Genomic DNA, 25,785 nt, shown 5'->3' with positions numbered 1-25,785 from the left:
CCGCCAGGCTTGGCTTTCAGGGGCGATCATGTTGCGCAACAAGGGTTTGCGTGCTGCGCAGCATGACTCTTGGCAGGGGCCGGCGGTGATCGCCGCGAGGGCCCCCTGCGCGGCTCACCAGCCCATGTGGTGGCCGCCGTTGATGTCCAGGTTGCTGCCGGTGATCCACGAGGCTTCCTCGGCCACCAGGAAGGACACGCCATAGGCGATTTCCTCCGGCTTGCCGAGGCGTCCGGTGGGGATGTCGGCGATGATCTTGGCGCGCACGTCCTCCGGAACCGCCATCACCATGTCGGTGGCGACGTAGCCGGGCGAAATGGTGTTCACGGTGATGCCGAAGCCAGCGTTCTCGCGCGCCAGCGAGATGGTGAAGCCATGCATGCCGGCCTTGGCCGCGGCGTAGTTGGCCTGGCCGTACTGGCCCTTCAGGCCGTTGATCGAGCTGATCTGGATGACCCGGCCCCAACCGCGGCGGCGCATGCCTTCGATGACCGGCCGGGTGACGTTGAACACCGAGTTGAGGTTGGTGTTGATCACATCGTGCCACTGGTCCGCGCGCATGCGGTGGAAGGTGGTGTCACGGGTGATGCCGGCGTTGTTGACCAGGATCTCGACCGGGCCCAGCTCGGCCTCGACGGCGCGCACCAGCGCTTCGGCGCTGTCCGGATCGGAGACATCGCCCGGGAAGATCGACACGCTGTAGCCGCGTTCGGTCATCGCCTGCTGCCAGGAGCGGGCCTTGGCCTCGTCGCGGTAATTGGTGGCGACCCGGTGGCCCTGGTCGGCCAGGCGTTGGCAGATGGCGGTACCGATGCCGCCGGTTCCGCCGGTGACCAGTGCGACGCGAGATGTCATGGAATGCTGTCCGGGTATCAGGTGGGGGAAGGGGGATTCTGCAACATCGGCGCGGAAAGTGCGCCGGCCGGCAGCAGGATGTCGGTGCGCGGCAGCTGGGCAGGGTCGAAGGCCTGTCGAGCCGCGGCCAGCAGCGCGTCCAGATCGTGCGCGTGGTCCAGGGCGGCAGGCGCCTGGCCCAGCAACTGCCAGAGCTGGCGCAGCACGGGCAGCGGGCGCGAGGTGTCCACCGGCAGCGCCGCCAGCGACTTGGACAGTTTGTGGCCCGGGGCATCGAGCAGCAGCGGCAGATGCCAGTAGCGTGGCACCGCCAGGCCCAATGCCTGCTGCAGCAGGATCTGCCGCGCGGTGGAATCGAGCAGGTCGGCGCCGCGCACCACTTCGGTCACGCCCTGTGCGGCGTCATCGACCACCACGGCCAACTGGTAGGCCCAGCAGCCATCCGCACGGCGCAACACGAAGTCGCCAACCTCGGCATGCACGTCCTGGTGCTGCGGCCCGCGCAGGCCATCATTGAAGTGCACGATGCTGCCGCGCGTCACGCGGAAGCGGACGGCAGGGTCCGGTCGTGGCTGTCGCGCGACGCAGCGGTGGTGGATGCCGCCGCTGGCGGCCAGCTCGCTGCGGCTGCAGTGGCAGACGAAGGCTAGGTCGCTGGCCAGCAGCACGTCCAGGGCAGCCTGGTAGGCCTCGCCTCGCGAACTCTGCCAGAGGATCGGGCCGTCGTGGACCAGGCCGAACGCGGCCAGTGCCTGAAGTTGCGCATCCGCTGCACCGGATACGGTGCGCGGCGGATCGACATCTTCAACGCGCAGCCGCCACAGGCCGCCGTGATGGCGGGCGAGCAGCCAGCTGCCGAAGGCGGCAAGCAGGGATCCGGGGTGGAGCAGGCCAGTCGGCGAGGGCGCGAAGCGGCCGCAGGGAATGGGGGAGGTCATGCTGGCTGAATCGTCGGTCAGGTTGGCGCTTGAATTCAAGCTGACCACACCGCAAATTGACCGGTATCGACCCCTTCCGAGCCGGATTTTCCCATGTTTACCCGCATTGCCCTGTTCCTGGCGACCAACTTCGCGGTCCTGATCCTCGCCAGCATCGTGATGTCTTTGCTGGGGGTCAATCCGAGCCAGATGAGCGGCCTGCTGGTCATGGCCGCGATCTTCGGCTTCGGTGGCTCCTTCATCTCGCTGCTGCTGTCCAAGTGGATGGCCAAGCGCTCCACCGGTGCGGTGGTGATCACCGAGCCGCGCAACCAGACCGAGCGCTGGCTGCTGGCCACTGTCGAGCGCCAGGCCAAGGCGGCCGGCATCGGCATGCCCGAAGTGGCGGTCTATGACGGCCCGGAGATCAATGCCTTCGCCACCGGCGCCAACCGCAACAACGCGCTGGTGGCAGTGTCCACCGGCCTGCTGCACAACATGAGCGAAGACGAGGCCGAAGCGGTGCTGGGCCACGAGATCGCCCACGTCGCCAACGGTGACATGATCACCATGGCACTGCTGCAGGGCGTGTTGAACACCTTCGTGATCGTGCTGGCCCGCGTGGTCGGCGGTATCATCGACAGCGCGCTGTCGGGCAACCGCGAAGGTGGCGGCCGCGGCTTCGCCTACTACATCATCGTGTTCGTGCTGGAGATGGTGTTTGGCCTGTTCGCCACGATGATCTCGATGTGGTTCTCGCGCCACCGCGAGTTCCGTGCCGACGCCGGCGGTGCCTCGTTGGCCGGCCGCCAGAAGATGATCGCCGCGCTGGAGCGCCTGCAGCTCAACCACGGCCAGAGCACGCTGCCGACCCAGATCGCGGCATTCGGTATTGCCGGTTCGACGGCGAAGAAGCTGTTCATGAGCCACCCGCCGCTGGAAGAGCGCATCGCCGCGCTGCGGGCATCGACGGCGGCGTAAGCCTCCGTACTTCCACGGTAGTGCAGGAACGCCTGGCCTCGCGCCGGGCGTTTTTGTTTGCGCGTCGACGCATCGGTGGCGCCCGATCGTTTCCGCGACCGCGGAGGGGTGTCACTTTCTTTGCGCGCAAAGAAAGTAACCAAAGAAACGCTCCGCCGGCCGCGAGCCGTCGCTACGCGCCGGTACCCTGCGCTTCTCGGCGAATCAGGGGACGGCGCCGAACTCGCTGCGCTCAAACACCGGCGCCTCTTCGCCCCTGATTCCCCTGCGATGCTCGGCTCGCTCAAGGCAGACTGGAAGGTCAAGATCAACGGCAACAGCATCCACGCATGGCGTGGATCTACTGGGTGCAGCTGTGGCATTTGACCTTGGGTCCGCCTTGAGCGAGCCGAGCACCGCAGGTCCGGCGAGGGCGAAGAGGTGCGGGTGTCTGAGCGCAGCGAGTTCCCGCACCGTCCCTCGACGAACCGAGGAGCGCAGGGTACCGATGCGCAGCATCGGCTCGCGCCCCGGCGGCGTGTTTCTTTGGTTACTTTCTTTGCACGAGCAAAGAAAGCGACACCCCTCCGCAGTGGCGGAAACGAATCTCCGTGCGCGCAAACGAAAACGGCACCTTCGCAGGTGCCGTCTCCATGAACCGCTTTATACGGAATCTCAGAATTTCGCGTCGAACTCGGCGGCGTAACCGGTGTTGACCAGCACCTTCTGCAGTGACTCGGCCACCTTCAGGTTGCCGGCCACGATCTGGTGGGTCTCCGGGCCACGGTTGTCCATGCGGCCCAGGGTCGCGCCCTTGAAGTCGCAGACCTTGCCACCGGCCTCGCGGACCAGCAGCAGGCCGGCGGCGATGTCCCACGCCTTCACGCCAGCTTCGAAGTAGGCGTCGGCGCGGCCGCAGGCCACGTAGGCCAGGTCCAGCGCGGCCGAGCCGGTGCGGCGGATGTCCTCGCCGTGCACCAGCAGGGCGTCGACCGCCTTCAGCTGGGCGCTGGCACGGCTGCGCTCGCGCGGGGCGAAGCCGGTGTGGATCATCGTGCCTTCCAGGTCCTTGCGGTCGGCCACGCGGATGCGGCGGTCGTTCAGCACGGCGCCGGCGCCACGGCTGGCGGTGAACAGTTCATTGCGCAGCGGGTCGAAGATGACCGCATCGGTCGGCTCGCCATTCTCGACCAGGGCGATCGACACGCAGTAGTGCGGCACGCCGCGCAGGTAATTGCTGGTGCCGTCCAGCGGGTCGATGACCCACATCTGGCGGCGCTCGCCCTGCACGCCACCTTCTTCGCCGAAGATGCCGTAGTCCGGGTAAGCGCGCTTGAGTTCCTTGACGATGACCTTTTCCGCGTCCGCATCCACTTCGCTGGCGTAGTCCATCCGGCCCTTCTGCACCACGTTCAGTGCCTCGAGCTTGTTGATGTTGCGCAACAGGACGTTGCCGGCGAGGCGGGCGGCCTTGACCATGACGGTTACGGCGGGTTTCTGCATGGCGTGGGCTCCCGGAAAGGCAGAAGAGATGGACTGGCGGGGGAAAAGAGCGGGTCCGGCGCAGTGGCCGGCCGCACAGTTTACCATTGGTCATCGTCCAGCTCGACCTTTTCCCTGTTCATGTCCCAGTTTCCCGCCGCCACCCGCCTCCGATTCGTCCTGGTCGGTACCCAGCACCCCGGCAATATGGGCGCTGCCGCCCGTGCCCTGAAGACCATGGGCCTGGCCCGCCTGGTGCTGGTCGCTCCCGAAAAACCGCTGGACGAGGAGGCCTTCCGCCGCTCGGCCGGTGCCGAAGACGTGCTGGGGGACGCCCCGGTGGTGGCCACCCTGGCCGAGGCCGTGGCCGATTGCCGCCTGGTGCTGGGCTGCACCGCCCGTGCCCGCCGCGTCCAGCTGGAGGAGTACCTGCCGGCCGATGCCGCCGCCCGTGCGGTGGCCAAGGCCGGCGAAGGGGCCGAGGTGGCGCTGGTGTTCGGCCGTGAACGCACCGGCCTGACCAACGAGGAACTGCAGCTCTGCCATGCGGCGGTGCATATCCCGTCCGACCCGGAGTTCAGCTCGCTCAACCTGGCTGCCGCGGTGCAGGTGCTGGCCTATGAAACGCGCATGCAGCTGCTGGGCGCGCAGCCGGCCGCCGACGCCGAACCGGGTTTCCGCGAACAGGCGGCCAGCCACGAGCAGATGGAGAGCTTCTTCGCCCAGCTCGGCGACACGTTGGAGGAGATCGATTTCCACAAGGGCCGCGCGCCGGAATCGGCGATGCGCAAGCTGCGACGCCTGTTCCTGCGCAGCGAGCCGAGCGAGCAGGAAGTGCGCCTGCTGCGCGGCATCCTGGCCGACACCCAGCGCATGGCGCGACTGGCACAAGCGGGCAACAAGGACAGCTGACGACGTTCTCATTTTTTCGGGTAGTCTGTCTGGATACCCAGGGGGGATGAAGCCTGTGTCGGGTCTGCGAAGGGCAGTGCAGAGGGGACTGCTGAGCCTGGTCATGATCCTGCTGGCCGGGACGGTGCATGCAGCACCGGACCCGGTGCTGGTGCTGGGCCGGATCAGCGATGATCCCAAGGCCCATTACGAGCAGCTGCAGCCGTTGCTGGACTATGTGGTGGCACGCATGCATGACGTCGGCATCAAGGAGGGGCGGATCCTGATGGCGCGCGACCCGCAGCAGATGGCCAGCTATCTGCGGCGGGGGCGGGTCGACTGGGTCACGGAAACGTCGGGTACGGCGGTGGCGCTGGGCCAGCGCAGTGGCGCGCGGCCGCTGCTGCTGACCGAGCGCAACGGCGTGCGTGAGTACCAGACCGTGTTCTTCGTGCGCCGCGACAGTCCAATCCAGCGGATCCAGGACCTGCGCGGGCATCGCCTGGCGCTGCAGAACACGGCGTCCACCAGTGCCTACCTGGTGCCGGTGATGACGCTGCTGCAGGAAGGGTTGTCACCGCAGATCCTGGCGGGTACGTGGGATATGCCGGGCCGGGACAGCGTGGGGTATGTGTTCGCGCGCAGCGAGTTGAACATCGCTACGTTCGTGCACAAGGGCGTGGTCGAGGTGGGGGCGGTGAGCAGCGTGGACTGGAACGACGAGCGACGGGTGCCGGCGGCATTCCGGCGCGACTTCCGCGAGCTGCTGCGCACCGAACCCTACCCGCGGGCGGTGGAGATGGTGCGCGCCGACCTTGACCCGCGGGTGCGCGACCGGCTGCAGGAAGTCCTGCTGCAGGCGGCCAGTGACCCGCAGGCGCAGGGGGCGTTGCATCGGTTTTTCGGCACTTCCGGTTTCCACCGCGTCGATGCGCATGCGCAGCAGCGGCTGGATGAATTGAAACAAGGATTGACGCGCGTGCGGATGGAAGTGGAATGAAGTGGCTCGGCTCGGGAATGCAGGCCCGGTTCCTGCTCGCGATGGGCGGGGCGATGGTCGTGGTGGTGGCGATCCTGGCGGTATTGCTGGGGCGTCAGGCGGCAATGCAGGGCGAAGTGCGCAACCTCAGTGGTGGCGTCATCCATGAACTGTTCGACCGCAGCGTGCGCAGCCGCGGCGAAGCGATGGCGCGCGAGCTGTCCGACGCGCTGGCCAACCCGTTGTACTACCGCGACCTGGACCAGGTCGGTGCGCTGGTGCGCAGCACCGCACGGCAGCCGGTCGTGCGCTATGTACTGGTGTTCGACGAACGCGGCCGGCTGGTGCATGACGGCTCGATCGAGGTGTCCGGCTTCGGCCAGCCGATGGCCGATCCGTTGGCGCCCAAGGCCGCGGTGGCGCAGGCGCTGGTGGTGCAGGAATCGCCCAAGGTGCTCGACAACACCATGCCGATCATGGTCGGCAACCAGCGCATCGGCGGCGTCCGCGTCGGCATGGCGCTGGACGAGGTGCAGCAGCGCGAACAGGCGGCCAATGCCACGCTCGGCGAGCGCCTGCAGCAGGTCGGCAGCCGCCACCTGGGCTGGCTGCTGCTGATGCTGGGCCTGCTGGTGGTGATTGGCGTGGTGGTGATCCTGTACGTGCAGCGCACCCTGGTTGCGCCGATCCGGGACCTGGCTGCCGCAGCGCGCCGCATCGAGGCCGGCGACTACCAGGCGCCGCTGGCTGAGAACACCCGCGACGACGAGGTCGGCGAGCTGGTGCGCGGCTTTGCCCGGATGCGCGATTCCATCGCCCGCCATGACCGCGAGGTTCGGCGCATGGCCTATACCGATGCGCTGACCGGGTTGACCAACCGGCTGGCGTTCCGGGAAGCGCTGGACCATCGCCTGATGGCGGCGCGCGCATCCAATCATCGGCTGGGCCTGCTGTTCGCCGATATCGACGATTTCAAGCGCGTCAACGACACCCTCGGCCATGAGGCCGGTGACGAGGCGCTGTTGCAGTTCGCGCAGCGCATCGGGCGCGCGGTCACCGAGGCGGGCGGCGATGAGGCGCTGCTGGCCCGCTTCGGCGGCGACGAGTTCGTGATCCTGGTCGGTGATGGCGACGTGGCCGCCAACGCGCGGCTGCTGGCCGAGGTGCTGGTGCGCGAACTGGGCAAGCCGCTGGTGGTGCAGGGCAGGGAGCTGTTCCTGGGGACCTCGATCGGCGTGACCCTGTTCCCTGACGATGCCGCCGATGCAACCACGCTGCTGAAGAACGGCGACATCGCCATGTACCAGGCGAAGATGGCTGGCAAGAACTGCTACCGCTATTACAGCCGGGCGATGGACCATGCGGTCGAGCGCCGCGTGCACATGGAGCAGGAACTGCGCGGGGCCTGGGAGCGCGGCGAGCTGCGCCTGGCCTACCAACCGATTTTCCGCATGCGCGACCGCCGCATGGTCGGCGTCGAAGTGCTGCTGCGCTGGCAGCACCCGACCCTGGGCACGATTCCGCCGTCGGTGTTCATCGAAGTGGCCGAGCAGAGCGGGCTGATCGAGATCATCGGCCCGAAGGTGCTGCGTGCGGCCTGCATGGAAGCCTCGCAGTGGCCACGGGGCGCGGGCGGCGACGATCTGTTCGTGTCGGTGAACGTATCGCCGCGGCAGCTGCGCGGCGGCGAGCTGCCGGCGCTGGTTGCGCAGTGCCTGCACGAGTCCGGGCTGCCGGCCTCGCGCCTGCACCTGGAATTGACCGAAACCGCCGTGATCGGCGACGAGATGGTCGCCGCGCAGCTGCTGGACAAGCTGCACCGCACCGGTGTGAAGGTCTGGCTGGATGATTTCGGGACCGGCTTCTCCGGTCTCAGCCATCTGCGCCAGGTGCCGGTGGACGGGGTGAAGATCGACAAGAGCTTCGTGGCCGACATGCAGCGCGATCCCGACGATCTGGCGCTGACCACGGCGATCATCGCCATGGCCCACGCGCTGGGCATCACGGTGGTGGCCGAAGGCATCGAGCAGCAGGCACAGTTCGAGCTGCTGGCCCAGCGTGGTTGCGACCTCGGCCAGGGCTACTGGCTGAGCCACCCGGTGACCGCCACCGAAGTGGTGCGGATGATCGAATCGGGCGTCTGACCCCAAAAAAAGGGGACGGAGGGAATTAAGTCGCAAATGCATAAGCGACTTAATTCCCTCCGTCCCCTTTTTTGTTACACCGGGCGCTTGCTCGGGTCGCCGGGCAGTTCGCGCACCAGCTTGGGGATCAGGTAACCGGACAGGCGTGCGGTCAGGCCGGCAATCAGCGCCTTGGCCTGGCTGTCGTCCACTTCGAAGTGGGCCACGCCCTCGACCCGGTCCAGCTGGTGCAGGTAGTAGGGCAGCACGCCGGCGGCGAAGCTGCGCTCGCTCAGGTCCTGCAGGGCCTGCACGCTGTCGTTGACCCCGCGCAGCAGGACGGCCTGGTTCAGCAGCTGGGCACCGACACCGCGCAGGCGGCCCATCGCCGCGTCCACGCTGGCGTCGAACTCATTGGCATGGTTGGCGTGGACCACGATCGCCAGCGGCCACGGCAGGCTGCCCAGCCAGGCCAGCAGCTCCTCGTCCACGCGCTCCGGCAGCACGATCGGCAGCCGGGTATGGATGCGCAGGCGGCGGATGTGCGGGATCGCGCGCAGGGCGTCGGTCAGCTCCACCAGCTTGTGCGTGGCCAGCGACAGCGGGTCACCACCGGACAGGATCACCTCGTCAATGTCCGGGTCAGCGGCGATGGCGGCTACGGCCTCCTGCCAGCCGCCCTTGGCGGCGTTTTCCGCGCCATAGTCGAAGTGGCGGCGGAAGCAGTAGCGGCAGTTGATCGCGCAGCTGCCGGTGGCGACCAGCAGGGCGCGACCGCGGTATTTCTGGATGACCCCGGTGGCCTTCCTGGCGGCACCATCACCCACCGCATCGAAACTGAACCCGGGTGCCGGACGCATTTCCTCGTCGACCGGCAGCACCTGGCGCAGCAGCGGGTCGGCCGCATCGCCCACGCGCATGCGCGCCACGAAGCCCTCGGGCACGCGCAGCGCGAACTGGGCGATGGCCGCCTCCGAGACGCCCAGCGCGGCCGGGTCCAGCTGCAGCCGGGCCAGCAGGGCGTGCGGGTCGCGCAGCGCCTGGCGCCAGAGCTGCTGCCAGCGCGCGGGCGCGCCTGGCGACTGGGGCCGGGGGAAGGCGGAAAGCTGCATGGAGAGGGGGCCTGCGGTTATCATGGGGGCAGAAAAACAGTCGCCCACCGGCATCCGGTGGGCTTTCCATTCTAACGGCTCGCCGCACCCGCGGCGTTTTTGCCACTCAGGAGTTTACGCATGGCCAGCTACGGCATGAACGACGTCAAGAACGGGATGAAGATCCTGGTCAACAACCAACCGGCCGTCATCATCGACACCGAATACGTCAAGCCGGGCAAGGGCCAGGCCTTCACCCGCGTGAAGTACCGCCTGATCAAGGACGGCCGTACCCAGGAAGTCACCATGAAGTCGACCGACTCGCTGGATGCAGCCGACGTCGTCGATACCGACATGAACTTCATGTACAGCGACGGCGAGTACTGGCACTTCATGGACCCGGAATCCTTCGAGCAGGTCCAGGCCACCAAGGCCGGCATGGGCGGCGCCGAAAAGTGGCTGAAGGGCGAAGAGTCCTGCGTGGTCACCCTGTGGAACGGTGAGCCGATCTTCGTGCAGCCGCCGAACTTCGTCGAACTGAAGATCACCGAAACCGATCCGGGCGTCCGTGGCGACACCTCGGGCGGCGGCGGCAAGCCGGCCACCCTGGAAACCGGTGCCGTGGTCCGCGTGCCGCTGTTCGTCAACCAGGAAGAAGTGATCCGCGTCGACACCCGTTCGGGCGAATACTCCGCACGCGTCAAGTAAGGATCCGGCCGTAGGCTGACCTTACGGTAGTGCCGGCCGCTGGCCGGGTACGCGCCATCGCATTCGCGCTGGCGCTCCCATGATCTGCTTCGGCAGATCATGGGCCCCGCTTCACGAGTCTCCAGACCCCGCCGCTTCGCGGCAGCCCCTGACTCAGGGGCGTGTCCCCCAGAAGTATCTCGCCGCCCCCCCAGCCAGTGAGCCCGCATGAGCGATAGCCCGCACCTCCCCGAAGCCTGCGACCTGCTCATCGAAGCCGGTTACGTCGTTCCGATCGAGCCGCACGCGGTGGTGCTGGAAGACCATGCCGTTGCCGTGCGTGGCAGCGAGATCGTGGCCATCCTGCCGCGTGCCGAGGCGCGCGCACGGTTCCGCGCCACCCAGGTGGTGAGCCGCCCCGAGGCTGCGCTGATGCCGGGCCTGGTCAACGCGCACACGCACAACCCGATGACCCTGCTGCGCGGCGTCGCCGACGACCTGCCGCTGATGACCTGGCTGCAGCAGCACATCTGGCCGGTGGAAGCGGCGGTGATCGGCCCCGAATTCGTTGCCGACGGCACCACCCTGGCCATCGCCGAGATGCTGCGCGGCGGCACCACCTGCGCCAACGAGAACTACTTCTTCGGCGACGTGCAGGCCGCGGTCTACAAGAAGCACGGTTTCCGCGCGCTGGTCGGCGCGGTCATCATCGATTTCCCCACCGCCTGGGCCAGGACCGACGACGAATACTTCGCCAAGGCCGGTGAACTGCACGACCAGTGGCGCACTGATCCGCTGATCGGCACCGCGTTCGCGCCGCATGCGCCGTACACGGTCAGCGATGCCAACTTCGAGAGGGTGCGGATGCTGTCCGACCAACTCGACATGCAGGTGCACCTGCACACCCACGAGACCGCGCAGGAGATCAACGATTCGATCAAGCTGCACGGCCAGCGCCCGCTGGCGCGGCTGGACCGGCTCGGCCTGGTCAACGACCGCCTGATCGCGGTGCACATGACCCAGCTGACCGATGCGGAAATCCACCTGTGCGCCGAACGTGGCGTCAGCGTGGTGCATTGCCCGGAATCGAACCTGAAGCTGGCCTCCGGTTTCTGCCCGGCCTGCGCCCTGCAGCGCGCCGGCGTGAACCTGGCGATCGGTACCGATGGCTGCGCCAGCAACAACGACCTGGACATGTTCAGCGAGAACCGCACCGCGGCGATCCTGGCCAAGGCCGTGGCCGACGATGCCACTGCACTGGACGCGGCCACCACGCTGCGCGCGTCCACGCTGGGTGGCGCGCGCGCGCTGGGCTTCGGCGACCGCATCGGCTCGATCGAAGTCGGCAAGCAGGCCGACCTGGTCTGCGTCGACCTGTCCGCACTGGAAACCCAGCCGCTGCACAACGTGCTGTCGCAGCTGGTGTACGCCACCGGCCGCCAGCAGGTCAGCGACGTCTGGATCGCCGGCAAGCCGAAGCTGGTGCAGCGCGAGCTGGTCGGCATGGACCTGCCGGGCATCATCGCCAACGCGCGCCAGTGGCGCGAGCGCATCCGTCATATCCGCGCCTGAACCTTGGCGCCGCAAGGACTCCCTCATGACTGCCCCCCACGCATCCTCCAATTTCGATCAGGCCGAGCTGGACAAGTTCGCCGCGCTGGCCAACCGCTGGTGGGACGCTGACGGCCCGCAGAAGCCGCTGCATGCGCTGAACCCGGTGCGCCTGCAGTACGTGGCCGACCGCGTGCCGCTGCGCGGGGCACGCGTGCTCGACATCGGCTGCGGTGGCGGCCTGTTGAGCGAAGCACTGGCGCAGGCCGGTGCGGACGTGACCGCCATCGACCTGGCCCCGGAACTGGTCAAGGTCGCGCGCCTGCATGCGCTGGAAAGCGGTGCCAAGGTCGACTACCGGGTGCAGGCCGCCGAGGACCTGGCCGCCGAGCAGCCGGGCAGTTTCGACGTGGTCACCTGCATGGAAATGCTTGAACACGTGCCGGACCCGGGCGCGATCATCGAGGCCTGCAAGCGCCTGCTGAAGCCGGGCGGTCACCTGTTCCTGTCGACCATCAACCGCACCGCTGCCGCCTTCGCGGTGGCGATTGTCGGCGCCGAGTACGTGGCGCGGCTGCTGCCCAAGGGTACCCACCACTACCAGGAATTCATCAAGCCGGCCGAGCTGGCGCGCTGGCTGCGCGAGGCCGACATGCAGCTGGTGGATGTCAGCGGCATGGCCTACGAGCCGTGGCGCAACCATGCCCGCCTGAGCAGCCGTACCGACATCAACTACCTGGCCTACGCGGTCAAGCCGGCATGACCGCGGCCCGCTTCCCGCGCGCGGTGCTGTTCGACCTGGATGGCACGCTGCTGGACAGCGCACCGGACTTCGTCGCCACCTGCGACGCGATGCTGGCCGAGCGCGGTCGCGCGCCGATCGATCCGGCGATGTTGCGTCCGGTGGTCTCCAAGGGTTCGCGTGCAATGGTGAGCGCCGCCTTCCCGGAACTGGATGTTGCCGCACGCGATGCGCTGATTCCGGAATTCCTGCAGCGCTACGAAGCGTTGATCGGCCAGCACGCGGTACTGTTCGATGGCGTGGCCGGCATGCTTGCCGCGCTGGATGACGCCGGCACCGTGTGGGGCATCGTCACCAACAAGCCTGAGTACCTGGCGCGCTTGATCCTGCCGCAACATGGCTGGCAGCAGCGCTGCGCGGTACTGGTCGGCGGTGACAGCCTGGCCGAGCGCAAGCCGCACCCGCTGCCGCTGCTGCACGCCGCGCAGGCGATTGCCGTTGCCGCCGAAGACTGCGTGTACGTGGGCGACGACGAGCGCGACATCATTGCTGCGCGCGCTGCGGCGATGCCGTCGGTGGCGGCGCTGTGGGGCTACCGCCTGCACAGCGACGACCCGCTGGCCTGGCAGGCCGACGTGCTGGTCGAGAACGCTGAACTTCTGCAACTGGCCAGTCTGTGGCCGACCCGGCCGGCAGCCCCGGCCCAGCCGTAAGGAATCACGTAGTGAGCAGTACCGCGCTGGACAGTTTCCTCGACAAGTGGCGCAGCCGTTGGCCGGAATGGTCGGTGGCCGCCCCGTTCGTGGCCGAATCGCAACGCGAGCTTGCAGTGGCGTGGTTCGCGCTGCTGCAGGAATTCGACGACATGCTCAACACCAGCGGCGACCCGTTGCCGGCCGACGCCAAGCTGGCATGGTGGGGCGAGGAGCTGCGCAGCTGGGCTGCGCATCGTTCGCGCCATCCGCTGGGCCGTTTGCTGGAACCGGTGCGTGCGCCGTGGGCACAGTTGGCCGAAGCACTTCCGGACCTGGTTGAAGCGCGCACGGTCGCGCTGGACGTGGCCGGTGCCGAGCGCGCGCTGGCGAACTACGCCGAGGCCGTGGCCGCGGTGGAGGCGGCCTTGTTCGCCGACAAGCCGCGTACCGGCGCCGGTCGTGCGGTGCAGCTGCAGACCCTGGCCCAGCGCCTGCAGGACGCGGGCGTGGCCGGTGTGCCGCGCAGCCTGCTGGACGAAGACGCCAGCAATGCCGCACAGCGCTGGGCGCAGCATCTGTTGAAGGGGTGGGGCACCCGCGTGCCCGGCCCGCGTCCGCGCCGCGTGTGGTCCAGCCTGGCGCGTGCGCGCGTTGCAGCGCAGGCCGCAGGCAAGCCGATCGAAGCCACGCCGGTGCGCACCCTGCTGCGCGTGTGGTGGGCCGCGCGCGGTTGATTGATTCCGGTGGGTGCGGACCTGGGTCCGCATGCTGTCTGTAGAGCCGAGCCCACGCTCGGCTCGGCTCATCGCGCCCGCGCAATAGCGGCCGAGCAGGGGCTCGGCTCCACAGAAGCGGGATGCCACTCCAGCGAGTGACGCGTTATTTGCGCTCCAGCACCAGCAGCGGGTCGATACGGGTATCGAACCAGTTCATGCCCCAGTGCAGGTGCGGGCCAGTGGCACGGCCGGTGGCGCCGACCGCGGCGATCACCTGGCCCTGTTCCACACGGTCGCCGACCTTTACGTCGATGCGCGACAGGTGCAGGAAGTTGGAGCTGACTCCGAAGCCGTGGTCGAGCAGCAGCGTGCCACCGGTCAGGTACAGGTCCGGGCCGGCGAAGGTGACGATGCCGGCAGCCGGTGCTTTCACCGGCGTGCCGGTCGGCACCGCGATATCCATGCCGGAATGACCGGCGCCGGGCTGCCCGTTGTACACGCGCGCATTGCCGAAGCGGCCGCTGATGCGGCCCTGCACCGGCCAGATGAAGGTCTGGGTGAAGTCGGTGCGGTCGTCATCGCGGGCGCGTGCGGCGGTCACCTGCGCCTGTTCGCGCTTGATCCGCTCGGCAATCGCCGGCGGCGGATTGACCGTCTTGGGCGGCACACCGTTGACCCGCTCGGTCGGCCAGTCACGCGGGGTCACCGCAATGGTCGCGGTCTCGCTGCCACCATCGGGGCGCTGCACCTGCACGCGCAGTGGGCCCTTCTCGTCACGGCCGATGCCGAACACCACGCTGCCGTAGCCGCTAACCCGCAGCTGGCGGCCGGCGTACTGCACGCGGCTGCCGGCGGGTACCTTGCCGATCACCAGCGCGCCCTGCGACGCGCTGGCCGGGAACACCACGCGGCTGTCGATCAGGCTGCCGATGCCATCCTGCGCCTGCGCCGGGGATGAGGAAAACAGGGGCGCGGCCAGCAGCAGCGCCCCGATCAGAAGTGCGGAGCGCATCAGCGGTCGTAGGTCATGCGCTGGCCGGCGGGTTCGCCCACCAGCTTGCTGCCGTCCCACACCTGCTGGCCGTTGACCCAGGTGGAGGCGATGCGCGAACGGAAGGTGGTGCCTTCGAACGGCGACCAGCCGCACTTGGACAGCACGTCCTCGCGCTTGACCGTGAACGGCACGTCTTCGACCAGGACCAGATCGGCGAAGTAACCCTCGCGCAGGAAGCCGCGCTCTTCCACATCGAACAGCTGCGCCGGGGCGTGGGCGAACTTCTGCACCACCTGTTCGCGGGTCAGCTTGCCTTCGTGCACGCGCTCCAGCGCGGCCACCAGCGCGTACTGCACCAGCGGCAGGCCCGACGGCGCCTGCGCGTAGGGCTTCTGCTTCTCTTCCCAGGTGTGCGGCGCGTGATCGGTGGCCAGCACGTCCAGCACGTCATCGGCCAGCGCGGCGGTGATCGCCTCGCGGTCGGATACTTCCTTGATCGCCGGGTTGCATTTGATCAGGTTGCCCTTGGTCGCATAGTCCGGGCGCGCGAAGTGCAGGAAGTGCACGCAGGTTTCGGCGGTGATCTGCTTGCGGCTGCCGTCGGCGCGGATCAGCGGGCCCTTCTCGAACAGCGCCAGTTCGTCGGCGGTGGAGATGTGCAGCACGTGCAGGCGGGTGCCGTGCTTGCGCGCCAGCGACATCGCCAGGCGGGTCGACTTGATGCAGGCCTCGCGCGAGCGGATGTCCGGGTGCATGTCCGGGGTCAGCGCGTCGCCGTACTTCTCCTGGAAGGCCTTCAGGTTGGCATCGATCATCGGCGTGTCTTCGCAGTGCGTGATGATCGGGGTCGGGCATTCGCGGAAGATCGCATCCAGCGTTTCCGGGTTGTCGACCAGCATGTTGCCGGTCGAAGCACCCATGAACACCTTCACGCCGGGCGCCTTCTTCGGGTCCAGCGCACGGATCGCTTCCAGGTTGTCATTGCTGGCGCCGTGGTAGAAGCCGTAGTTGGCCCAGGCGCGGCCGCGCGCGAGCTCGTACTTGGCTTCCAGGATGGTCGAATCCAGCGTCGGCGGGTTGGTGTTGGGCATGTCCATGAAGCTGGTCAGGCCACCGGCCACGGCCGCGGCCGATTCGCTGGCGATGTCGCCCTTGTGGGTCAGGCCCGGTTCGCGGAAGTGCACCTGGTCGTCGATCATGCCGGGCAGCAGCCAGCGTCCGGCTGCGTCCACCACCTGCTCGCCGTCGCGCGGCGCCAGCCCGCTGCCGATCTGCGCGATGCGGCCATTCTCGATGCGCAGGTCGCCGTCGAAGGTGCGGCCTTCGTTGACCATGCGGGCGTTGGTGATGAGGGTGGAGGACATGTCAGTGTTTTCCTGTGCAACGGCAAGAGGGGGCGTTGGGGGACTCGGGCACGGGGTCGAAGCCGCCGGGATGGAACGGGTGGCAGCGGCCCAGCCGGCGCGCAGCCAGCCAACTGCCGCGCAGCGGGCCGTGCCGCGAGATGGCGTCCATCGCGTATTCAGAACAGCTCGGCACGAAACGGCAGCGTGGCCCCAGCAAGGGGCTGATGAAGCGCTTGTAGAAGCGCAGCAGGGCGATGAGCAGGCGCGAGATCACCCAGTCATCTTATGCCAGTTGGCATGAAGGCCGCATTTGTGCAGGATGGGCCGTTGGTCGCATGTCGCCGATGGCCTGCGACCGGTACCAGCACCTTCGGGTGCTGGCCAGGTTCCGTACCGCGCAAGGCGGTCCGTGTTCGTCGGACTGCCCCTTGGGCGCCTTGACTCCAGGACTGAATGGAGCAGGGTGCCGAGGTTGCTGCTGCGGGTCGGGTAGGCTATAAAGGCCCGCTTTCCCGGGCCCCGGGGAATCCAAGGAAGAGCGTTTCGTGGCTGCTAAAAAAACTGCAAAGAAGGCCGCAACGGCCGCCAAGAAAACCGCCAAGCCTGTTGTGAAGAAGTTGGCGGCAAAGCCCGTTGCCAAGAAGCCGGCCAGCAAGCCGGCGACCAAGGCAGCGTCCTCGCAACCGGCGGCCAGGAAGGCCACCGCAAAGAAAACGCCGGTGAAGGCAACCAAGCCGGTGGCGAAGAAGGCCGCTGCGCCTGCCAAGGCCAAGCCTGCCGCCGCCAGCAAGAAGGCGCCGGTGGTGAAGAAGGCTGCCAGCAAGGCCGCGCCGGTGAAGAAGGCCGCCGCCAAGCCGGTAGCGAAGAAGGCAGCAGCCAAGCCAGCGCCGAAGGCGGTGGTGAAGAAGGCTGCCGCCAAGCCCGTCGCCAAACCGGCGGCAAAGAAGGTTGCGGCGGCCAAGCCGGTCGCCACGCCTGCCGCTGTAAAGAAGGTTGCCAAGAATGTTGCCGCGCCGGCCGTAAAGCCGACCCCGGCCCCAGTAGTGAAGTCCGCACCGAAGCCTGCTGCCAAGCCGGCTCCGGCCAAGCCTGTCCCGGCCAAGACCGTGGCAGTGGCAGCAGCCCAACCGGCCTCCAAGCCGGCCCCGGCCGCCGCTCCTGCCGCCTCGAAGGCCCCGCAATCCAAGAATCCCGTGCCCGTTTCGAAATCGCCTGCCAAAACCGCCGTGAAATCCGATTCCGCCCCGAAGACCGTGTCGCGCCCTGTCGGCAAGGTTGCCGTGGCCGTCGCCGCCCGTTCGGCGGCACCGGCCCCGCGCAGCAAGTACAAGGTGGTCGAGTACAAGACCGACGAGGCCACTGGCCGCCCGATCCTGCCGGCTGGCTACAAGCCGTCCTCGGAAGAGGAATACATGAGCCCGCTGCAGCAGGAATACTTCCGCCAACGCCTGCAGAACTGGCGCGCGGACCTGGTGGAAGAGTCCAAGCAGACCATCGAGAACCTGCGCGAGGAAGTGCGTGACATCGGCGACGAAGCCGAGCGCGCGACCCGCGAGACCGAGAACTCGCTGGAACTGCGTACCCGCGACCGCTACCGCAAGCTGATCGGCAAGATCGACAGTACCCTGAAGCGCCTGGAAGCCGGCGACTACGGTTACTGCGTCGACACCGGCGAAGAAATCGGCCTGGAGCGCCTGGAAGCGCGCCTGACCGCCGAGCGCACCATCGACGCCCAGGAGCGTTGGGAGCACCTGCAGAAGCAGCAGGGCGACTGATTCCCGATCGTTGTGATGTCATGCAAAAAAACCCGGCCTCGGCCGGGTTTTTTGTTGGGTGATCGTCTTCTGTAGAGTCGAGCCATGCTCGACTGCTTTTCAGGGGAGCCAGTCGAGCATGGCTCGACTCTACAAAACAGCTATTGCAGGTCGCGAAGATTCAGCTTCCGCAACGTCGGGTTCTTCCACGCGGTGATCCCGGCCACGCTCAGCACCGCAAACCCGCCCAGCACCACTGCCGGCACCAGGCCGAGCAGCTTCGCCATCGTGCCGGCATAGAACGCGCCCAGTTCGTTGGACGAACTGATGAAGATGCCGTTGATCGACGACACCCGGCCGCGCATTTCCTCAGGCGTGGCCAGCTGCAGGATGGTCGAGCGGATCACCACCGAGACGCCATCGAAGGCCCCGTAGAACAGCAGGATCAGCGCCGACAGCCAGAAGTGCTGCGACAGCCCGAAGCTGATCACGCACAGGCCGAAGCCGGCCACTGCGAACAGCAGCACGCGGCCGGCATTGCGGTGCAGCGGGTGGCGGGCCAGCCACAGGCCCACGCAGACCGAGCCCAACGCCGGCATTGCGCGCAGGATGCCCAGGCCTTCCGGGCCGTGGTGCAGGATCTCGTGCAGGAACGCCGGCAGCATCGCCACCACGCCGCCCAGCAGCACCGAGAACATGTCCAGCGCCATCGCGCCGACCATGATCCGGTTGCCGACCACGAAGCGTGCGCCTTCAGCGATGCTCTTGAAGATCGGGGCGGCCGGGCCGGTATGCACCGGTTCTTCCACCTTCAGCGTGGCCAGGCAGGCCATCGCCACCAGCGCGAAGACGGTGGCCACCGCGTAGGACAGGCCCTTGCCGCCGAAACCCACCAGCACACCGCCCAGTGCCGGGCCGGCGATCATGCCGGCCTGGAATACCACCGCGCCCAGGCCGGCGCCCCGCGCGAACTGGTCACGGGCCAGTACGCGGGCGAACAGGGCGTTGTAGATCGGCGACAGGAAGGCGCGGACCATGCCGGTCAGCGCGATGGCTGCGTAGATCGGCCACACGCCGTCGATCGGCAGCCAGCCCATGGCCACGCTGGTCAATACCAGTGCGGTGGCGACCAGTCCGCAACAGGCGACCATGCCCAGCCGGCGGCGCGGCAGATGGTCCACCAGGTAACCGGCAAACGGCGCCACGCAGAAGAACGGCACGACCTCGGCCAGGCCGATCAGGCCCAGCGAGAACGGATTGCGGGTGACTTCGTAGATGTGCCAGCCGACGGTGACCGCGACCACCTGGTAGGACAGCATCGCGAAGATGCGGTACGCCAGCAGCCTGGCGAATCCGGGCCGGGACAGCAGGCCCAGCGCGCTGTCTTCGGCTGTGGCAGGTTCGCTCACGACGGGTCGCGCTGCAGCTGCGCCTGCGCGGTCTCGCGGATGAAGGCCAGCATCGCCGCCACGCCGTTGCTGCGGGTGGGCGAGAGGTGGCGGGCCAGGCCGATGTCCTGGATGTAGCTCGGTTCGGTGTCCAGGATCTCCTGCGCCGAGCGTCCGGAGTACACGCGCAGGGCCAGGAAGATCAGTCCGGAGACGATGGCCGAATCACTGATGGCGTGGAAGCGCAGCGACTGCGCGTTGCCTTCGGGCACGATCCAGACCATCGACTGGCAGCCGAGCAGGCGATGCTCTTCGGTCTTCCATTCTTCCGGGAAGGCCGGCAGCTTGCGGCCAAGGTCGATCAGGTACTGGTAGCGCTCGGACCAGTCGCCGAAGAAGCCGAATTCCTCGGCGATGGCGGTCTGGGCCTCGGCGGCGGTGGGTTCAAGCGGGAACGGGGAGTCGGTCACAACAGTCTCTACGGTGGGGGCGTGGCCGGCGTACCGGCCACGGGGCAGGGCGGGTCAGCTGCGCTTGCGCGACCAGCGCACGCCCTGCGGGGTGTCTTCCAGCACGATGCCTTCGGCGGCCAGCTGGTCGCGGATGGCGTCGGAACGGGCGAAGTCGCGCGCCTTCTTGGCAGCGGCACGCTCATCGATCAGGCCCTGGATGCGGGCGTCGTCGCCGTCTTCGCTGGCCGCGGTGCCGAACCACTGCGCCGGATCGGCCTGCAGCAGGCCCAGCGCCAGGCCGGCGCCGAGCAGTTCACCCTTCAGGCGCACCTGTTCGGCCGGGTCGGTGGCACGACGCGCATCGGCGGCGATGCGGGCTACTTCGGCCAGTGCCTGCGGGGTGTTCAGGTCGTCATCCAGGGTCGCCTCGACCGTGGCCGGAATCACTGCAGTGGCCTCGACCGATGCCAGTTCGCGCAGGGTGCCGTACAGGCGGTCCAGGGTGCGCACCGACTGTTCGATCAGGCCATCGGACCAGTCCAGCGGCTGCCGGTAGTGGGCCGACAGCAGGGCCAGGCGCAGCGCTTCCGGCGGGTGCTGGCGGACCAGGTCGTGCACGCGCTCGATGTTGCCCAGCGATTTGCTCATCTTGGCGCCGCCGAAGTTGAGCATGCCGTTGTGCAGCCAGAAACGGGCGAAGATCTTGCCGCCATGGGCGCATTCGCTCTGCGCCAGCTCGTTCTCGTGGTGCGGGAACTGCAGGTCGACGCCGCCGGCGTGGATGTCGATGGTCTCGCCCAGGTGGGCGGCAGCCATCGCCGAGCACTCGATGTGCCAGCCAGGCCGGCCCCGGCCCCACGGCGATTCCCAGCCAGGCAGGTCGTCACTCGACGGCTTCCACAGCACGAAATCACCCGGGTCACGCTTGTACGGGGCGACGTCGACGCGGGCACCGGCCAGCATTTCGTCCGGATCGCGGCGCGAGAGCTTGCCGTAGCCGTCGAAGCTGGCCACCGCGAACAGCACGTGGCCCTCGGCGGCGTAAGCATGATTGCTGGCGATCAGCTGCTCGATCATGGTGATGATCTGCGGAATGTGCGCGGTCACTTCCGGCTCGATGTCCGGTGGCACCACGCCCAGCGCGGCCATGTCTTCACGGTAGGCGGCGGCGAACTTGTTGGTGATGGTGCTGATCGGCACGCCCTGCTCACGCGCGGCGGTGTTGATCTTGTCGTCCACGTCGGTGATGTTGCGGGCGTAGCGCAGCGCGCCGAAACGGCGCCGCAGCAGGTCGGCCAGCACCCCGAACACCACCGGGCCACGGGCGTTGCCGATGTGCACGTAGTTGTAGACCGTCGGGCCGCACACATACAGGGTCGGACAGGCCGGATCGAGCGGGGTGAACGGTTCGAGCTGGCGAGTCAGGTTGTTGTGCAGGCGCAGGGTCATGGGGCTGTGGCTGGGGGACAAGCCTGTGATTTTAGAACGTGTCGGCCCCCTTTGGGGGCACCCGTTGCCACCGGTGGACGCCGGGTCCACCCCGGGTGGGGTGGGCAGGAGCGGCGTGGACGGGTAATGTTCAGCCCCTTGCGCTCGCCACTGCCTACACTATTGCCGTGTCCTTGCTCCCGTCGCCAATGAAATCCACCGCGTTGCTGACCCTGGCCTGCCTGTCGGCGCTGCCCGCCGTGGTGCTGGCGCAGGAGGCCGAGCCCCGCAACCGGGTGGTGATCGTGGAGAACGTGAAGTTCGACTACGCCCAGGTCCTGAACGTCGAGCCGGTGTTCCAGACCCTGCGTGCGACCCGCACCGAGGAGCACTGCGAGCCGGTGTCGACCCGGACCCTGGCCCCGGTGAACGTGACGGGCGAGGAGCCGGTCGAGGACAAGGGCCGGATCAGCCGCTTCTGGGACTCGGTGCGCTCGATGTTCAAGCGCAGCGACGAGGAAGCCGTTGAGGAGACCGGAGCCGAGACGCCGGCCCCGGCGCCGGCCAACACGGGCCCGATGCTGACCCGCGACTGCCGCATCGTGCCGGTGGGGCGTGAATTCCGCCGGCCCATCGCCTACGACGTGGATTACGTCTACAAGGGCACCAAGTACCGCTCGCGGCTGCCGGAAGACCCCGGCAACCGGCTCAAGATCCGGGTGTCGATCACTCCCTGGGTCGGCCCCGAACAGGGCACTGCCAGTAATCCCTGATTCTGCGACCCCGGCCCCTTGCGCCGGCCCCGGGCGCATGCAAAGATATTTGACCATGAAGCTCACCGACTTCCAGCACGACAGCAGCGCAGCCCGACAGGCGTCTGGCATGACCTCGCGTGCGCGTCGACCGGAACCCCACATCCTCGCTGGGTAACCGGAGCTTTTTGCTGTTCGTCCGAAAAAAACCCAGCCCGCCGGCTGGGTTTTTTCGTTTCTGCGTTCTGAAAGCTGCAACTGCAACCTTTTCGCTCCACCTTTGGTTCCTGCTTTTCCCTTCCACTGCGTCGAACCCGGCGCCGCCACGCAAGGAAAGATGATGTCCCCCAAGCACTTCCTGAACACCCAGGACTGGAGCCGCAGCGATCTCGACGCGCTGCTGACCCAGGCCGCGCTGTTCAAGCGCAACAAGCTCGGCGACCAGCTCAAGGGCAAGTCGATCGCGCTGGTGTTCTTCAACCCGTCCATGCGCACCCGCACCAGCTTCGAACTGGGCGCGTTCCAGCTCGGCGCCCACGCGGTGGTGCTGCAGCCGGGCAAGGATGCGTGGCCGATCGAGTTCAACCTCGGCACGGTGATGGACGGCGATACCGAAGAGCACATCGCTGAAGTGGCCAAGGTGCTGGGCCGTTACTGCGACATCATCGCCGTGCGCGCGTTCCCCAAGTTCATCGACTGGGCCTACGACCGCCAGGACATCGTCCTCAACAGCTTCGCCAAGTACTCGCCGGTGCCGGTCATCAACATGGAGACCATCACCCATCCGTGCCAGGAGCTGGCCCACATCATGGCCCTGCAGGAGCACTTCGGCACCCAGGACCTGCGCGGCAAGAAGTACGTGCTGACCTGGACCTACCACCCCAAGCCGCTGAACACCGCCGTTGCCAATTCGGCGCTGACCATCGCCACCCGCATGGGCATGGACGTGACCCTGCTGTGCCCGACCGCCGACTACATCCTCGACGACCGCTACATGGGCTGGGCCGAGCAGAACGTGGCCGAGAGCGGTGGCTCGCTGAAGATCAGCCATGACATCGACAGCGCCTACGCCGGCGCCGACGTGGTTTACGCCAAGAGCTGGGGCGCGCTGCCGTTCTTCGGCAACTGGGAACCGGAAAAGCCGATCCGCGACCAGTTCAAGCACTTCATCGTGGACGAACGGAAGATGGCGCTGACCAACAACGGTGTGTTCAGCCACTGCCTGCCGCTGCGCCGCAACGTGAAGGCCACCGATGCGGTGATGGATTCGCCGCAGTGCATCGCCATCAACGAAGCCGAGAACCGCCTGCACGTGCAGAAGGCGATCATGGCCGCGGTTGCCGGGCGCTGAATCAAACAAGGGGTAGAGCCGACCGTTGGTCGGCTGCTCCCGCAGCGGCGCATCCAACATTTCAGCCGACCAGCGGTCGGCTCTACCGAATTCCCATCCCCCAAGTGGACCTGATCCCCATGAGCAACAAAGACGTCGTTCTCGCCTTCTCCGGCGGCCTGGATACCAGCTTCTGCGTGCCGTACCTGCAGGAGCGCGGCTACAACGTGCACACCGTGTTCGCCGACACCGGCGGCGTGGATGATGAAGAGCGCGATTTCATCGAGAAGCGCGCCGCCGAGCTGGGCGTGACCAGCCACGTCACCGTCAACGGTGGCCCGGCCATCTGGGAAGGCTTCGTCAAGCCGTTCGTGTGGGCCGGTGAGGGCTACCAGGGCCAGTACCCGCTGCTGGTCTCGGACCGCTACCTGATCGTCGATGCCGCGCTGAAGCGTGCTGCCGAGCTGGGCACCAACATCATTGCCCATGGCTGCACCGGCATGGGCAACGACCAGGTCCGCTTCGACCTGGCCGTGAAGGCGCTGGGCGACTACCAGATCATCGCGCCGATCCGCGAGATCCAGAAGGAACACACCCAGACCCGCGCCTACGAGCAGAAGTACCTGGAAGAGCGCGGCTTCGGCGTGCGCGCCAAGCAGCAGGCCTACACCATCAACGAGAACCTGCTGGGCGTGACCATGTCCGGCGGCGAGATCGACCGTTGGGAAGCCCCGGGTGAAGGCGCGCGTGGCTGGTGCTCGCCGCGCAGCGAATGGCCGGAACAGGCGCTGACCGTGACCCTGAAGTTCGTTGAAGGCGAAGCCGTCGAACTGAACGGCAAGGCGCTGCCGGGCGACCAGATCCTGGCCCAGCTCAACAAGCTGTTCGCCCCGTACGGCGTTGGCCGCGGCGTCTACACCGGCGACACCGTGATCGGCCTGAAGGGCCGCATCGTGTTCGAGGCCCCGGGCCTGGTCTCGCTGCTGGCCGCGCACCGCGCGCTGGAAGATGCCGTGCTGACCAAGCAGCAGAACCGCTTCAAGCCGGACGTCGCACGCAAGTGGGTGGAGCTGGTGTACGAAGGCTTCTACCACGACCCGCTGAAGACCGACATCGAGGCCTTCCTGAAGTCCTCGCAGGCCAAGGTCAACGGCGAAGTGGTGCTGGAAACCCGTGGTGGCCGCGTCGATGCGGTGGCGGTGAAGTCTCCGCACCTGCTCAACACCAAGGGCGCCACCTACGCGCAGTCGGCCGACTGGGGCGTGGAGGAGGCTGAGGGCTTCATCAAGCTGTTCGGAATGAGCTCCACTGTCTATGCGCAGGTCAATCGCGGTTGACCTGTGACGGGGGTGCCGGCCGCTGGCCGGCGCCTCGCAACGTCAATGGAGGGTAGTGCCGGCCGCTGGCCGGCTCGTGGCACGGCTGGATCATTGCGGAGCCGGCCAGCGGCCGGCACTACCGATTTCGAACCCTACGGATATTCAGACACATGCTTGAACAGACGCTCGATCACCTGCAGGCCCTGGTGTCCTTCGACACCCGCAACCCGCCGCGTGCGATCACCACCGGTGGCATCTTCGATTACCTGCGCGCGAACCTGCCCGGCTTCAACGTCGAGGTGATCGACCATGGCGCCGGTGCGGTCAGCCTGTACGCCGTGCGCGGCACGCCGAAGTACCTGTTCAACGTGCATCTGGACACCGTGCCGGATTCGCCGCACTGGAGTGCCGACCCGCACGTGATGCGGCGCCTGGACGACCGAGTGGTCGGCCTGGGCGTGTGTGACATCAAGGGCGCCGCCGCTGCACTGGTGGCGGCGGCCAACGCCAGCGATGGCGATGCCGCGTTCCTGTTCTCCAGCGACGAGGAAGCCAACGATCCGCGCTGCATCGCCGCGTTCCTGGCCCGTGGCCTGCCGTATGAAGCGGTGCTGGTGGCGGAGCCGACCATGAGCGAAGCGGTGCTGGCGCATCGTGGCATCAGTTCGGTGCTGATGCAGTTCGCCGGCCGCGCCGGCCATGCGTCCGGCAAGCAGGATGCGGCCGCCAGTGCGCTGCACCAGGCCATGCGCTGGGGCAACCGCGCGCTGGACCATGTGGAATCGCTGGCCTCGGCCCGCTTCGGCGGGCTGACCGGCCTGCGTTTCAACATCGGCCGCGTCGAAGGCGGGATCAAGGCCAACATGATCGCGCCGGCTGCCGAGGTGCGCTTCGGGTTCCGGCCCCTGCCGTCGATGGACATCGACGGGTTGCTGGCAACCTTCGCCGGTTTCGCCGAGCCGGAAGCCGCATTGTTCACTGAAACCTTCCGTGGCCCCAGCCTGCCGGCCGGTGACATCGCCGAGGCCGAGAACCGCCGCCTGCTGGCGCGCGACGTGGCCGACGCGCTGGAGCTGCCGATCGGCAACGCGGTGGATTTCTGGACCGAGGCTTCGTTGTTCTCGGCCGGTGGCTACACCACGCTGGTGTTCGGCCCCGGCGACATCGCCCAGGCCCACACCGCCGATGAGTTCGTGACGCTGGAGCAGCTGCAGCGCTACACCGACGCCGTGCACCGCATCATCGCCGCCGGCGCCTGATCGACCCCACAACGCCGCCCGGCCCTGGCCGGGTGGAACTGCAACGCGGCGACCGCCGCCTGTGACGAAACCGA

General features: G+C 67.5%; 24 protein-coding genes. 14 read left to right on the top strand and 10 right to left on the bottom strand.

Annotated elements, in window-relative coordinates:
* Positions 1-114 precede the first annotated feature (114 nt).
* Positions 115-855 (bottom strand): acetoacetyl-CoA reductase, encoded by a 741-nt coding sequence (gene phbB / locus AB1281_RS12825; protein ID WP_430346090.1) that lies wholly within the window; start codon positions 853-855, stop codon positions 115-117.
* 17 nt (positions 856-872) lie between these two features.
* On the bottom strand, positions 873-1,793 hold the full coding sequence (gene gluQRS / locus AB1281_RS12820) for a tRNA glutamyl-Q(34) synthetase GluQRS (RefSeq protein WP_430346089.1): 921 nt from the start codon (positions 1,791-1,793) through the stop codon (positions 873-875).
* Positions 1,794-1,886: 93 nt separating this feature from the next.
* Here gluQRS and htpX point away from each other — a divergent pair, with 93 nt between their 5' ends.
* On the top strand, positions 1,887-2,753 hold the full coding sequence (htpX, locus tag AB1281_RS12815) for a protease HtpX (RefSeq protein WP_014037878.1): 867 nt from the start codon (positions 1,887-1,889) through the stop codon (positions 2,751-2,753).
* A gap of 654 nt (positions 2,754-3,407) precedes the next feature.
* On the opposite strand, the gene AB1281_RS12810 is transcribed toward htpX, so the two are convergent.
* On the bottom strand, positions 3,408-4,235 hold the full coding sequence (locus tag AB1281_RS12810) for an inositol monophosphatase family protein (RefSeq protein WP_005417749.1): 828 nt from the start codon (positions 4,233-4,235) through the stop codon (positions 3,408-3,410).
* Positions 4,236-4,355: 120 nt separating this feature from the next.
* Here AB1281_RS12810 and AB1281_RS12805 point away from each other — a divergent pair, with 120 nt between their 5' ends.
* The 3 genes from AB1281_RS12805 to AB1281_RS12795 all read left to right on the top strand — a co-directional run bounded on the left by AB1281_RS12805 (position 4,356) and on the right by AB1281_RS12795 (position 8,228).
* Positions 4,356-5,126, top strand: coding sequence for an RNA methyltransferase (locus AB1281_RS12805; protein WP_430346088.1), 771 nt, complete (start codon positions 4,356-4,358; stop codon positions 5,124-5,126).
* Between the two features lie 103 nt (positions 5,127-5,229).
* Positions 5,230-6,105: a phosphate/phosphite/phosphonate ABC transporter substrate-binding protein gene (locus tag AB1281_RS12800; protein WP_424143769.1), complete on the top strand. Its 876-nt coding sequence runs from the start codon at positions 5,230-5,232 to the stop codon at positions 6,103-6,105.
* On the top strand, positions 6,102-8,228 hold the full coding sequence (locus tag AB1281_RS12795) for a putative bifunctional diguanylate cyclase/phosphodiesterase (protein WP_014037876.1): 2,127 nt from the start codon (positions 6,102-6,104) through the stop codon (positions 8,226-8,228). Before AB1281_RS12800 ends, AB1281_RS12795 begins: the two co-directional genes overlap by 4 nt.
* A 74-nt stretch (positions 8,229-8,302) precedes the next feature.
* Here AB1281_RS12795 and epmB read toward each other — a convergent pair whose 3' ends face one another.
* The gene (gene epmB / locus AB1281_RS12790) at positions 8,303-9,343 is read right to left on the bottom strand and encodes an EF-P beta-lysylation protein EpmB (RefSeq protein WP_430346087.1); all 1,041 of its coding nucleotides are present in this window, start codon (positions 9,341-9,343) and stop codon (positions 8,303-8,305) included.
* A 96-nt stretch (positions 9,344-9,439) separates the two neighbouring features.
* Between epmB and efp the strand changes: the two genes are divergently transcribed.
* The 5 genes from efp (at position 9,440) to AB1281_RS12765 (ending at position 13,707) form a co-directional block, all read left to right on the top strand.
* Complete coding sequence (efp, locus tag AB1281_RS12785) at positions 9,440-10,006, top strand: elongation factor P (protein ID WP_014037874.1); 567 nt, start codon at positions 9,440-9,442, stop codon at positions 10,004-10,006.
* A gap of 207 nt (positions 10,007-10,213) precedes the next feature.
* Positions 10,214-11,557 carry a TRZ/ATZ family hydrolase gene (locus AB1281_RS12780; protein ID WP_075677217.1) on the top strand — a complete coding sequence of 448 codons (1,344 nt, stop codon included), beginning with the start codon at positions 10,214-10,216 and terminating at the stop codon, positions 11,555-11,557.
* A 25-nt stretch (positions 11,558-11,582) separates the two neighbouring features.
* The gene (gene ubiG / locus AB1281_RS12775; protein ID WP_014037872.1) at positions 11,583-12,299 is read left to right on the top strand and encodes a bifunctional 2-polyprenyl-6-hydroxyphenol methylase/3-demethylubiquinol 3-O-methyltransferase UbiG; all 717 of its coding nucleotides are present in this window, start codon (positions 11,583-11,585) and stop codon (positions 12,297-12,299) included.
* The gene (locus AB1281_RS12770) at positions 12,296-12,991 is read left to right on the top strand and encodes a phosphoglycolate phosphatase (protein ID WP_014037871.1); all 696 of its coding nucleotides are present in this window, start codon (positions 12,296-12,298) and stop codon (positions 12,989-12,991) included. The genes ubiG and AB1281_RS12770 overlap by 4 nt, the downstream gene beginning before the upstream one ends.
* Positions 12,992-13,002: 11 nt before the next feature.
* Complete coding sequence (locus AB1281_RS12765) at positions 13,003-13,707, top strand: squalene/phytoene synthase family protein (protein WP_430346086.1); 705 nt, start codon at positions 13,003-13,005, stop codon at positions 13,705-13,707.
* A gap of 145 nt (positions 13,708-13,852) precedes the next feature.
* Here AB1281_RS12765 and AB1281_RS12760 read toward each other — a convergent pair whose 3' ends face one another.
* From AB1281_RS12760 to yidD, 3 genes are read right to left on the bottom strand one after another with little or no spacing between them, the layout of a single operon-like run.
* Complete coding sequence (locus tag AB1281_RS12760; RefSeq protein ID WP_071229709.1) at positions 13,853-14,701, bottom strand: M23 family metallopeptidase; 849 nt, start codon at positions 14,699-14,701, stop codon at positions 13,853-13,855.
* Positions 14,701-16,047 (bottom strand): dihydroorotase, encoded by a 1,347-nt coding sequence (locus tag AB1281_RS12755; protein WP_071229710.1) that lies wholly within the window; start codon positions 16,045-16,047, stop codon positions 14,701-14,703. The genes AB1281_RS12760 and AB1281_RS12755 overlap by 1 nt, the downstream gene beginning before the upstream one ends.
* Position 16,048: 1 nt before the next feature.
* Entirely contained in the window at positions 16,049-16,303 is a 255-nt protein-coding gene (gene yidD / locus AB1281_RS12750) for a membrane protein insertion efficiency factor YidD (RefSeq protein WP_014037867.1), read from the bottom strand.
* Between the two features lie 271 nt (positions 16,304-16,574).
* Here yidD and dksA point away from each other — a divergent pair, with 271 nt between their 5' ends.
* Positions 16,575-17,804, top strand: coding sequence for an RNA polymerase-binding protein DksA (gene dksA / locus AB1281_RS12745; RefSeq protein ID WP_101765815.1), 1,230 nt, complete (start codon positions 16,575-16,577; stop codon positions 17,802-17,804).
* A 140-nt stretch (positions 17,805-17,944) separates the two neighbouring features.
* On the opposite strand, the gene AB1281_RS12740 is transcribed toward dksA, so the two are convergent.
* The 3 genes from AB1281_RS12740 to cysS are packed head-to-tail and all read right to left on the bottom strand — an operon-like array spanning position 17,945 to position 21,072.
* Positions 17,945-19,192 (bottom strand): MFS transporter, encoded by a 1,248-nt coding sequence (locus AB1281_RS12740; protein ID WP_101765814.1) that lies wholly within the window; start codon positions 19,190-19,192, stop codon positions 17,945-17,947.
* On the bottom strand, positions 19,189-19,641 hold the full coding sequence (locus AB1281_RS12735; protein ID WP_049458275.1) for a SufE family protein: 453 nt from the start codon (positions 19,639-19,641) through the stop codon (positions 19,189-19,191). The genes AB1281_RS12740 and AB1281_RS12735 overlap by 4 nt, the downstream gene beginning before the upstream one ends.
* Before the next feature lie 54 nt (positions 19,642-19,695).
* Complete coding sequence (cysS, locus tag AB1281_RS12730) at positions 19,696-21,072, bottom strand: cysteine--tRNA ligase (RefSeq protein ID WP_430346085.1); 1,377 nt, start codon at positions 21,070-21,072, stop codon at positions 19,696-19,698.
* 188 nt (positions 21,073-21,260) lie between these two features.
* Here cysS and AB1281_RS12725 point away from each other — a divergent pair, with 188 nt between their 5' ends.
* From AB1281_RS12725 to AB1281_RS12710, 4 genes are all read left to right on the top strand, one after another.
* Positions 21,261-21,824 (top strand): hypothetical protein, encoded by a 564-nt coding sequence (locus AB1281_RS12725; RefSeq protein ID WP_049442777.1) that lies wholly within the window; start codon positions 21,261-21,263, stop codon positions 21,822-21,824.
* Positions 21,825-22,143: 319 nt separating this feature from the next.
* Positions 22,144-23,154 (top strand): N-acetylornithine carbamoyltransferase, encoded by a 1,011-nt coding sequence (locus tag AB1281_RS12720; RefSeq protein ID WP_014037861.1) that lies wholly within the window; start codon positions 22,144-22,146, stop codon positions 23,152-23,154.
* Positions 23,155-23,273: 119 nt separating this feature from the next.
* Entirely contained in the window at positions 23,274-24,470 is a 1,197-nt protein-coding gene (locus AB1281_RS12715; protein ID WP_053450318.1) for an argininosuccinate synthase, read from the top strand.
* Positions 24,471-24,622: 152 nt separating this feature from the next.
* Entirely contained in the window at positions 24,623-25,711 is a 1,089-nt protein-coding gene (locus tag AB1281_RS12710) for an acetylornithine deacetylase (RefSeq protein WP_032129400.1), read from the top strand.
* Positions 25,712-25,785 lie beyond the last annotated feature (74 nt).

It is taken from the genome of Stenotrophomonas sp. NRRL B-14846 (genome assembly GCF_050473585.1).
Lineage (GTDB): Bacteria > Pseudomonadota > Gammaproteobacteria > Xanthomonadales > Xanthomonadaceae > Stenotrophomonas.
This window is presented reverse-complemented; position numbering and strand designations above follow the sequence as displayed.